The following is a 9,321-nucleotide window of genomic DNA, read 5'->3' as shown; positions in this document are numbered from 1 at the left end:
AGGAGTTCAGACTTGAAAAGCTTACAGGAAGATTTAAAAACAGGAAAATTTAAACAGGCGTATCTTTTGTTTGGGGAAGAGGCCTATCTCAGACAACAGTATAAGGATAAGCTGATACAGGCATTGAATCCGGATGGAGATACCATGAATTTTACCAGATATGAAGGAAAGGGAATAGAAGTTCGTGAAATGATCGATCTTTGTGAAACGATGCCCTTTTTTGCAGAAATCAGAGTGATCCTTGTGGAAAACTCCGGATTTTTTAAGAATAAGTGTGAAGAACTTGCGGATTACATGAAATCATTGCCGGATTATATCCGGATGGTTTTTGTGGAAGAGGAAGTGGACAAGCGAAGCCGGATGTATAAAGCAGTGAAAGCCTGTGGCCGTATTACGGAGTTTGCCAGACAGGATGAAAAATCCCTGATGCGCTGGGCTGCAGGAATCCTGGGACGGGAAGGCAGGAAGATCAGAACTTCTGATATGGAGCTTTTTCTTACAAAAACAGGAACTGATATGGGAAATATCCGTATGGAGCTGGAAAAGCTGATCACTTACACCCAGGGGAGAGATATTGTTACTGCTGAGGATATTGAGGCAGTGTGCACCACCCAGACTGCAAACAAGATTTTTGACATGGTGCGTGCGGTAACGGAAAGAAATCAGAAACGGGCATTGGAGCTGTATTATGATCTTCTGACCTTGAAGGAGCCGCCAATGAGAATCCTGTTTCTTTTGGCAAAACAGTTTCACCAGCTTTTTCTGGCAAAGAAGATGTCAGAGGAAGGCGTGGCGCAGCCGGAAATTGCTTCCCGGTTAGGAGTACCGTCTTTTGTGGCGCGAAATATTTCCGCCTGTGCCCGTTCCTATTCGGCTGCGGAGCTTCAGAAAGCAGAGGAAGACTTTGTGGAGGCAGAGGAAGCAGTGAAAACAGGACGGCTTCAGGATGTACTGAGTGTGGAGCTTCTGATTGTAAAATACAGTTCTGCACGGTAAGTCGGAGATTTTTAAGAGTCAGCTGTAACCATCAATTTTACTGCCCCGGTACAACACAGAGGAAGAAAATATAGTGAAGGAGACTATAGTTTCAGTAAAATGCAGAGGAATTGTTACAGGGAGATTTTCAGGATATCAAGAGTATCTGTTTTTTGTATGAGCGGAATTATGAAATAAACAAGCCGGGTGAAAACACCGGCTTGTTTTATGTGCTTTACAGGTGTCTTGACACCTATCAAGTTTGGTGGTATACTTGCAAAAAAAATGTTAAGAACATCCAAAGATTATGTAAAGAAAACCGCTCAGGTGTCGAAAAATGGCAGCTGTGGGGGGCGAGGGAGAAAATGAAAGAATATTATGACGTGATCGTTGTAGGAACCGGTGCCGCAGGTCTTTATTGTGCCCTGAACATTCCGGAAAGAAAGAATATCCTGATGATCACAAAAAAGGAAGCAGATCAGTCTGATTCTTTTCTGGCCCAGGGGGGCATCTGTATGCTCCGGGGCGAGGATGACTATGAAGATTACTTTGAGGATACCATGCGGGCCGGACATTATGAAAATAATAAAAAGGCAGTGGATCTGATGCTCAGAAGTTCCAACAGTATTATTCGGGATCTTTTGATGAGAGAGGTGGATTTTGAGAGAAATGAAAAAGGAGATCTGGAATTTACCAGAGAAGGCGCTCACTCTCAGCCAAGAATCCTTTTTCACAAGGACATTACAGGTAAGGAGATCACCTCAAAGCTGCTGGCCCAGGCACGAACCAGCGAAAATATTGAAATTGTTGAAAATATGACAATGGTAGACCTGATTTCAGCGGATAATATATGCGGCGGAATTGTTGCTATGGACGAGCAGGATGAAATTTATGAAATCCGTGCTCCATATGTAGTACTTGCCTGCGGAGGACTTGGAGGCCTGTATAAAAATTCTACGAATTTTCCGCATATTACAGGAGATGCGCTGGGGATTGCCATGAAGCATGGAATCGTGCTGGAAAATATTGATTACATACAGATACATCCTACAACTCTGTACTCCCAAAAGCCCGGAAGGCGTTTCCTGATCTCAGAATCCGTAAGAGGAGAGGGCGCTTACCTTTATGACAAAAACGGGCAGCGTTTTACAAATGAGCTTCAGCCAAGAGATCTTTTGAGCCAGGCGATTTTTTCTCAGATGGAAAAGCAGGATACAGAATTTGTCTGGGAGGATATGAGGCCTCTGGGGGAAACTGCAATTATGAAGCACTTTCCTAATATTTTCAGCAGATGTCTGGAAGAAGGCTTTGACGTAAGAAAGGAACCAATTCCTGTAGTGCCTGCCCAGCATTACTTTATGGGCGGAATTAAAGTGAATCTGGGAAGCAGAACCTCCATGCAGGGACTTTATGCCTGCGGAGAGACAAGCTGCAATGGGGTTCATGGAAAGAACCGTCTTGCCAGCAATTCTCTTCTGGAATCTCTTGTCTTTGCAAGAAGGGCAGCAGATGATATATTATTTGGGAAAAAGCCGGAGCCATGTCAGGCAGGCGCAGTAGACCGGAAGGTGTATGAGGACCGGGAAAGTCTTATGGCAGGCTACCGTACAGTGATTTTAAATGAAATTGAAAGGATGAAAAAAAGTCATGAATGAAATTACAATGAAAATGCAGGCAGATGAGCTGATTATGATGGCTCTGAGAGAGGATATTACAAGCGAGGATGTTTCCACAAATGCCGTTATGCCAAAGGCTCAAAAGGGAACCGTTGATCTGATCGCCAAAGAGGACGGAGTGATAGCAGGCCTTCAGGTTTATGCAAGAGTATTCACGCTTCTTGATGACAAAACAGAAATTGAATTTTTCTGTGAAGATGGCGAGGAAGTAAAAAACGGACAGCTTCTTGCAAAGGTAACAGGAGATATCCGTGTGCTTCTTTCCGGTGAACGTGTGGCGCTTAACTATCTTCAGAGAATGAGCGGAATTGCCACCTATACAAGAGAAGTGACAAAACTTCTTGGGGGAAGCAGTCTTACTCTTCTGGATACAAGAAAAACAACCCCTAACTGTCGTGTGTTCGAAAAATATGCAGTACGCGTAGGCGGAGGAAACAATCACAGATACAATCTTTCTGACGGAGTTCTTCTGAAGGACAATCACATCGGTGCGGCAGGAAGCGTTGCAAAAGCAGTTGCCATGGCAAAGGCCTACGCGCCCTTTGTCCGCAAAATTGAAATTGAGGTAGAGTCTCTGGAACAGGTAAAAGAAGCTGTTGAGGCAGGAGCTGATATTATTATGCTGGATAATATGACTCCGGAACAGATGAAAGAGGCTGTAGAGCTTATTGACGGAAGAGCGGAGACAGAATGTTCAGGAAATGTCACAAAAGAAAATATTGCCAGAATCCGTGAGGTGGGTGTTGATTATGTTTCCAGCGGCGCGCTTACTCATTCTGCTCCGATCCTTGATATTTCCATGAAAAATCTTCATGCGATCTGAGAGGAGGGAAAGCATGAATACCTCTGAGAGGAGAAGGGAGATTCTGAAGACGATTCAGAGTTCGGATTTTCCGGTGGCGGCCAGAGAGCTTGCGGCAAAATTTGGCGTAAGCCGTCAGGTAATCGTTCAGGATATGGCGGTGATACGGGCGTCAACGCCGGGAATCCTTTCCACTACAAAGGGCTATACCATACAACAGGAAAACAGCTGTACAAGAGAATTTAAGGTTCGCCACAGCCAGGAGCAGGCAGCCGAGGAACTGAACCTGATTGTGGACTGCGGCGGTCGTGTGAAGAATATCAGCATCAGCCACCGTGTATATGGCCGGGTTTCGGCAGAAATGGACATTCGTTCCAGGCATGATGTGACGGAATTTGTAGAAGCTCTGAACAGCAGTCATTCTACAGTTCTGAGCAATGCCACTTCAGGCTACCATTATCATCTGGTAGAAGCGGAAAGCCAGCAGCGGCTGGATCTGATCGGTCAGCGGCTGGAGAGCGCAGGATTGCTGGCCCCCCTGCAACCCTGGGAGAAGAAAGAGAAAAAGGAGAACATAAGATGACAGTAGCGGAGTTACAGGCAGAAATCATTCGCCTGAAAAAAGAAAAAAACATCTGTATTCTGGCACATGCCTATCAGGGACATGAGATTCTGGAGGTTGCGGATTATACAGGAGATTCCTACGGATTAAGTGTAGAAGCCACAAAAAGTGACTGCAGTGGCATGATCATGTGCGGTGTCCGCTTTATGGCTGAGACCTGCAAGATTCTGAATCCTGACAAAAGAGTCTGGCTGGCAAATCCGGCAGCAGGCTGTCCTATGGCAGAGCAGCTTGATGTTCAGGGACTCCGCCAGCTGAAAAAGAAATATCCTGGCTATGCGGTTGTAGCTTACATCAACACCACTTCAGAGCTGAAAACAGAGTGTGATGTATGTGTGACTTCAGCTTCTGCACTGGAAATCTGCAGAAAGCTTGACAATGATAAGATCCTGTTCATTCCGGATCCGAATCTTGGACATTTTGTGGCAGAGCAGCTTCCGGAAAAGACCTTTGCCTTTTATGACGGAGGATGTCCACGCCATAAGATGGTTACTGGCCAGGAGGCAGAAAAAGCAAAAGCTGCTCATTCCAACGCCCTTCTTCTTGTACATCCGGAATGTTGCCCTGAGGTGACACAGAAGGCTGATTATGTGGGTTCTACAACAGGAATTATGGCGTATGCGGAAAAATCGGATGCAGAAGAATTTATTATCGGAACAGAAAACAGTATTGTAGAGCATTTGCAGTTTTCCTGCCCGGATAAAAAGTTTTATCCTCTGTCTGTTTCTCTTACATGCATGGACATGAAGGTTACTACTTTAATGGATGTTTATAATTGCCTGAGAGGAACTGCAGGAGAAGAGATCGAGCTGTCTCCGGAAGTAATGGAAGGCGCAGGAAGATGTATCAGAAAAATGGTTGAATAAATATATGGAGCGAGGGGAAGCGCGAAAGCGCTTCCTTTTGTTTGTCTGGGGGGAAAACAGATAATTTTGATCAGAAACTGTTATCATAGCTTACATTATTCCAGTGTTATTGGAGGCGCAGACAACAGGAGGAGGGATTTCTGAATTTTTCTGAACATATAAAACCTTGACTTTTATATCTTACAGATGTAATATTTAAGCATAAAGATTACAAATGTAAGATTTAAAAAGAGGTGATTACAATAAAAAAGTCAAAAAAGATTTTGTTTACAGTTTTGCTGATTGCTGCAGGGATGCTTCTGATGGTTTTTGCTGTTGGTCTGGTGTCCCGGATGAGGACAGAAAAGCCGGAGGAAATTTTGAAGGCTTATTTTTCCGCAGTGGAAGAAAAGGATTATGAATCCATGTATCAGATGGTGGATCCGGATACGTTGATCAATCTTGATAAAGAGGGTTTTATCCATAGAAATTCCAGAATTTATGAGGGAATGGAAGCCCATAATATCCGTATTGAAAACATTCAGGAAATCAGCAGCAGGGGAAAGACTACTGTGCTGTCCTATGATATTTCTATGGATACTGCGGCCGGAACCATTGCTTTTTCTGATGAGACAGGCTTTGTCAGGACAAAAAACAGATATTTACTTTTATGGAATGACGGGATGATTCTTCCGGATCTGACTCCATCAGACAAGGTAAGTGTTGTTACAGATAAGGCACAGCGGGGAAGGATTCTTGACCGGAACGGAAAGACACTTGCCGGTCCCGGAATTGCTTCTTCTGTGGGCATTGTCCCGGGAAAGCTTCAGAATAAGGAGGAAGCTGTAAAGGAACTGGCTCTGCTTCTTGATATGAGGGAGGAAACCATTCTTCAGAAGTTAAGCGCATCCTGGGTAAAGGAAGATTCCTTTGTGCCGCTGGCAACTATTCCAAAAGTCAGTGAACTGGAGCTTATGGCAGAAAATCCCGGTCAGGAGCTTCTTCAGGAGCAGCAGCGTCAGGAACAGCTTCTTGCCGTCCCGGGAGTTATGCTGACAGATCAGGAGATCCGGACGTATCCTCTGGGTGAAGCCGCCTCTCATTTGATCGGGTATGTGCAGCCTGTAACCGCAGAGGATCTGGAAGAGCATAAGGGCGAGGGCTATGATGCTACCAGTGTGATTGGAAAAAGCGGGGCAGAGCTTCTCTATGAAAAAGAACTGAAGGGGAAAAATGGATGTGAGATCAGAATTGTAGATCAGGCTGGAAACACCAGGAAAGTGGCAGCTAGTGTTCCAAGAGAAGACGGACAGAACATTCAGCTTACCATTGACAGCGGCCTGCAGCAGTCCCTTTATGAAAAATTTCAGGAGGATCCCGGCTGTTCTGTGGCAGTAAATCCTTATACGGGAGAAGTTCTGGCTCTTGTAAGCACTCCTTCCTATGATAATAATGATTTTATTCTGGGACTTTCGGATACTCAGTGGAAGGATTTGAATGAGGATATAAAAAAGCCAATGTATAACCGTTTTCGTCAGATCTGGTGTCCGGGCTCTGTGCTGAAGCCTGTGATCGCGGGAATTGGAATGAAAACAGGCAGTCTGGATCCGGAGGAGGATTTTGGAAATGAAGGACTTTCCTGGCAGAAGGATTCCTCCTGGGGAGATTACCATGTAACGACTCTTCATGAGTATGAGCCGGTTACACTAAAAAATGCCCTGATCTATTCTGATAATATTTATTTTGCAAAGGCAGCTTTGAGAATCGGGGCAGAGACATTGGCGGATTCTCTGGAACAGCTTGGTTTTTGCCAGAAGCTTCCTTTTGAGATTTCTGTGGCGGAATCCCATTATTCGAATACTGATAAAATTGAAACAGAGATTCAGCTTGCTGACAGCGGGTACGGGCAGGGGCAGATTCTTGTGAATCCTCTTCATCTTGCAAGTATTTATACGGCGTTTCTCAATCAGGGAAATATGCTTCGTCCCTATTTGAGATACCGGGAAAATCCCTCTGCAGAAACATGGATTCCACAGGCATTTTCTCCGGAGATCGTGGATAAGCTTATGGAAGGAATGACTGGGGTTGTGAACGATCCTTCGGGGACCGGATATGGAGCCTGCAGACAGGACGTTCTTCTTGCGGGAAAAACAGGAACCGCAGAGCTTAAAGCAACCCAGGAAGATTCTACAGGTACAGAAATCGGATGGTTTGCTGTTTTTCCTGTGGAAAAAGATGCTTCCAGACCAGTTCTTTTGATATCCATGGTGGAAAACGTAAAGGAACTGGGAGGAAGCGGATATGTAGTCCAAAAGGATGCGGAAGTTTTAGAGGAATATTTTGGAGGATAATACAGAACGGGTGATTGCAGCGGCCTGTGAGCCGTCTGCATGGTCTGCACCCTGGATATTTGCAGCAAAATACAGAACATTATCATCTGTTTCCACAAAACCTACAAACCATCCACTGATATCCCTGCCGTTTCTCCGAATAGTTCCGGTTTTGCCGTACAGCGTTCCGCCTGAGAACTCTCCTACCCGAAGCGCATCCTTTACTGCCTGAATGTTTTGTTCGGAGCAGTCAAAGGTATTCGTGTAAAAATTCTGAAGAAGCTCCACCTGTTCTACTGCGGAAATCTTCAGTGAGTCGTCAGCCCAGTAAAGCTTCAGATCTTTACTTATCTGCTTGTTTCCATAATTGATTTTTTTCAGAAAGGAGGAGATTTCTGTTCTTCCAAGCAGCTGATCCATGTTCTGAAAATACCAGTTTACAGAGTCCTTCATGGCAGAATCAAGGGTCTGGTCCTGTTCCCACCGGGGAAATGCGCAGGGAGTGCCGTCCCATTTCATGAAAGAGGATTCCGGTGAGATAATGCCCTTTTCCAACCCGTGAAGAGCAGAATAAATTTTGAAGGTAGAGGCCGGAGAAAAACGTTGGATGGCAAGCTCAGGCCGGTAAATTTTCCAAAGCCCGGTCTGACTGTCATACAGAACAAAGCTTCCGTCAAAACCATGGAAATCTGTGGAAAGCTCAAGATTCTCTGTGGTTTTTCCATGTAAAGAAACAGTTTCTTCGGAGCCGGCGTATGCAGACAATACAGGTATCATTCCTGCAGTAAGAACAGAAATGAGAAGATAGGAAATTACGCTTTTCCATTTTTGTTTCCTGTTTCTGTGCCGGAAAGAGGTGATTCCCAGGATTCGCCGGCGGAGCTGGCTGCCTTTGCTTACCATTCCGGAAGCAGACGGATAAGAAGAGAGCTTTTCCGCCAGATTTAAAAGTGAAGCTCCGTAAAGAGGGTAATCCTCTGCTGACAGATGAGTCAGCACAGAGGCATCGCAGGCAAGCTCCCGCTCCAGGGGGATTTTTTTCAGTACCAGGATAACTGCCGGGTTAAACCAGTAAATAATGCGGAACATAATACAAAGATTATTGACAAGCCCGTCCAGACGGCGGCAGTGCTGAAGCTCATGGAGAAACATATACCGTAATTCATGGGTCTGAAGGACAGAGTCAAGATCGGCAGGAATAAAAATCCGGGGTTTCAGAAAGCCGGTTGTTACAGGCGAATGGATTTGGGGGCTGACAAAAACCAAAATCTTACGACGAATATGGAGCTCTGTACAGCAGTCTGAAAAAAATTTTTGGCTTTCCGGTTTCTCAAGGAGACTGGCGCCGCATTTTATTTTATGGAACTTCCATGTAATATGGAAAAATAAAAGCAGGGTTATGGCAGCACCGGTAATCCAGAACGAAAGAAGTATAAGATTCCAGTGTCCGGGAGCTGCAGAATTTACAGAGACTGCAAAATCCCGGATTACGGAGCTGGAATCCGAGGCTGTCATAGAGGAAATGCCAGGGAGGTTTTGCGCGGAAGCCGGCTGCAGGCTGTTTATAAAAGCAGAAAGCCATTGGAATAATGAGCTTCGGGATACGGGAAACGAAAATCCGAAAAAGGACAGTGGGAGAAAAGGCACGGACAGAAGGATAAAATACGGTATGCAGAGATAATACTGGAGTCCCGGAGAAAGCTGGTTTTTCAAAAGTCTTTTTGCACAGACCAGTATTCCTGTAAGAGCTATAAGAATAAGATTACAGATCAGAAAGCGGATACCAAAATTCTGCAAATTAATTTCCCCCTTCCGGAAAACGATCGTTCAAAAGCTGACGAAGAGATTCCAGTTCTTCCCCGGAAACTGGTTCCGTGTCCAGAAAAGAGGAGAACATGGCAGAAAGCTTTCCATTATAATACCGGTCCAGAAAACTGGAATTTTTTTGGCGGAGATAATCCTCTTCAGAAAAAACAGGAGAATAGACAAACATCCGGCTGCGTTTTTCATAGCAGAGCACACCTTTTGTCACAAGTCGTTTCAGCATGGTCTGGACAGTTTTGGGACTCCA

At 45.0% G+C, this 9,321-nt stretch carries 8 protein-coding genes; 6 read left to right on the top strand and 2 right to left on the bottom strand.

The window, feature by feature from the left end; genetic code table 11:
* Positions 1 to 12 precede the first annotated feature (12 nt).
* From holA to QVP40_RS10275, 6 genes are all read left to right on the top strand, one after another.
* The gene (holA, locus tag QVP40_RS10300; protein WP_022068345.1) at positions 13 to 996 is read left to right on the top strand and encodes a DNA polymerase III subunit delta; all 984 of its coding nucleotides are present in this window, start codon (positions 13 to 15) and stop codon (positions 994 to 996) included.
* 344 nt (positions 997 to 1,340) lie between these two features.
* Complete coding sequence (locus tag QVP40_RS10295; protein WP_022068344.1) at positions 1,341 to 2,630, top strand: L-aspartate oxidase; 1,290 nt, start codon at positions 1,341 to 1,343, stop codon at positions 2,628 to 2,630.
* On the top strand, positions 2,623 to 3,474 hold the full coding sequence (nadC, locus tag QVP40_RS10290) for a carboxylating nicotinate-nucleotide diphosphorylase (RefSeq protein ID WP_022068343.1): 852 nt from the start codon (positions 2,623 to 2,625) through the stop codon (positions 3,472 to 3,474). The genes QVP40_RS10295 and nadC overlap by 8 nt, the downstream gene beginning before the upstream one ends.
* 13 nt (positions 3,475 to 3,487) lie before the next feature.
* Positions 3,488 to 4,036: a transcription repressor NadR gene (locus tag QVP40_RS10285; protein WP_022068342.1), complete on the top strand. Its 549-nt coding sequence runs from the start codon at positions 3,488 to 3,490 to the stop codon at positions 4,034 to 4,036.
* Positions 4,033 to 4,941: a quinolinate synthase NadA gene (gene nadA / locus QVP40_RS10280; protein WP_022068341.1), complete on the top strand. Its 909-nt coding sequence runs from the start codon at positions 4,033 to 4,035 to the stop codon at positions 4,939 to 4,941. The genes QVP40_RS10285 and nadA overlap by 4 nt, the downstream gene beginning before the upstream one ends.
* A 293-nt stretch (positions 4,942 to 5,234) precedes the next feature.
* Complete coding sequence (locus tag QVP40_RS10275) at positions 5,235 to 7,271, top strand: penicillin-binding transpeptidase domain-containing protein (protein WP_288200489.1); 2,037 nt, start codon at positions 5,235 to 5,237, stop codon at positions 7,269 to 7,271.
* Here the strand turns inward: QVP40_RS10275 and QVP40_RS10270 are convergent.
* Both QVP40_RS10270 and QVP40_RS10265 read right to left on the bottom strand, forming a co-directional pair.
* A complete protein-coding gene (locus QVP40_RS10270) occupies positions 7,248 to 8,963 on the bottom strand; it encodes a BlaR1 family beta-lactam sensor/signal transducer (protein WP_288200488.1) in 1,716 nt (571 codons plus the stop codon). The two genes, QVP40_RS10275 and QVP40_RS10270, sit on opposite strands and share 24 nt — an antisense overlap.
* A gap of 85 nt (positions 8,964 to 9,048) precedes the next feature.
* On the bottom strand, positions 9,049 to 9,321 hold a 273-nt coding region (locus QVP40_RS10265; protein WP_288200477.1), incomplete at its 5' end, for a BlaI/MecI/CopY family transcriptional regulator.

It is taken from the genome of Blautia sp. CAG:257, from assembly GCF_000433815.1.
Taxonomy (GTDB): domain Bacteria; phylum Bacillota; class Clostridia; order Lachnospirales; family Lachnospiraceae; genus Blautia_A; species Blautia_A caecimuris.
This window is presented reverse-complemented; position numbering and strand designations above follow the sequence as displayed.

What these genes read in the sequence shown, in the direction of transcription:
- QVP40_RS10295 (WP_022068344.1), top strand. Translation starts at nt 1,341, where the DNA reads ATGAAAGAATATTATGACGTGATCGTTGTAGGAACCGGTGCCGCAGGT.
- nadC (WP_022068343.1), top strand. Translation starts at nt 2,623, where the DNA reads ATGAATGAAATTACAATGAAAATGCAGGCAGATGAGCTGATTATGATG.
- QVP40_RS10285 (WP_022068342.1), top strand. Translation starts at nt 3,488, where the DNA reads ATGAATACCTCTGAGAGGAGAAGGGAGATTCTGAAGACGATTCAGAGT.
- nadA (WP_022068341.1), top strand. Translation starts at nt 4,033, where the DNA reads ATGACAGTAGCGGAGTTACAGGCAGAAATCATTCGCCTGAAAAAAGAA.
- QVP40_RS10275 (WP_288200489.1), top strand. Translation starts at nt 5,235, where the DNA reads ATGCTTCTGATGGTTTTTGCTGTTGGTCTGGTGTCCCGGATGAGGACA.